We start from the raw sequence: 1,237 nt of genomic DNA on the forward strand, positions 1-1,237 counted from the left end.
TTCATAATCCCATTCATTGGCTATCCTTCCTTCCATAGTAGCACAGCCGCTACGCATCCATTCCTTATCGGTTCTTTCGCACCCGGCGTACAACAGGCCATTCTTACTTCTACCATCCAATGTCCTGTGCCTTGTCTTAACCGTCACCCAAGTGAATCGTCTCACATCAACCCCACAGTCCCACAAACAACTCACCAACACACGCCGTGGACACGTTGTAGGGTTCCCATGTATGTCTGGGTGAAGGGCTAAGTCATATTCACTGATGTGATAGTTGCACCATTCCGGGATAACAAAACTAGGCTTCTCTACTTCATCATTCAAAGTCTTCCTCCTCAACATAAAACTCAAAGAACATATCACATGCTACAAGGTCATCCTCAATGAAGAAGAAGTCTTTCTTGGTGCCTACGTGCTTCTCAGCTAGTGACATTGGTAGTTGATTCCACAATGCTTGTGCAAACCTTACACACGTATAGGACCTACGATCAGCATAAGCACGTAGGATGAGGTCATAAGCTTGTTCTCGGGTTAGTTTCATTGGTTACCTCCCACCCTTGATACATTTGCTGTGTGTTGTCTCGTTGCCTCCGGCATCTCTTTGGGAGGATTATCTGGTGGTTGTTGGGTGGCGAGTAGACTGCACAGTTCTCTGGCATATATGCCCAAATCAATGCCATATTCTCTGGCCTGATCGCTCCATGGTTCGTCTCCCAGTGTGGCACTTGCAAAATACGCAGCCTTCTTGGTGATGATAGTGTGAAGCTCACGCCACCCACAGGGATAAGGGCACTCCGGCACACCTCCCCCGGTGGGTTTGCGGGCAGACCGTAGCGCGTCGATAAGTTCAACGACGAGGCCGCAGGATATGGTCATGTTATTACCCAGCCCATGCTCCATCGCAGCGGCATATGCTGAATCAGACCCAAATGGCTCCATTACACCTCTGGTGGGTTTGGGTGGTTGGGTGTAAAACTTAGTGCCCTCCTCTGGCCTAGACAAGCCAGCCTTCCACTCTATTGAACCCAGACACTTTGAATTAAACCACCCCACAGGCTCAGGCTCACCCTGCTCTGTTGCTGCCTGCCAATCCTCGGGCATCATTGCGACCCCGTCTATTGGGCACGCGCCATTCTTGCACGCTACTTGATGCAAGTTATAACCGCCGAGGTTGAAAGGCCTGTCACCGCAGAATGGGCAGCACCCTATGTCCATTCGGTATTCGCCTATTTTATCA

Annotated in this window: 1 protein-coding gene; it reads right to left on the reverse strand. The window is 50.1% G+C overall.

Translation table 11 applies throughout. The features are described 5' to 3' along the window. Positions 1-537: 537 nt before the first annotated feature. On the reverse strand, positions 538-1,237 hold a 700-nt coding region (locus V6D20_02670; protein HEY9814697.1), incomplete at its 5' end, for a hypothetical protein.

The organism is Candidatus Obscuribacterales bacterium (genome assembly GCA_036703605.1).
Classification (GTDB): domain Bacteria; phylum Cyanobacteriota; class Cyanobacteriia; order RECH01; family RECH01; genus RECH01.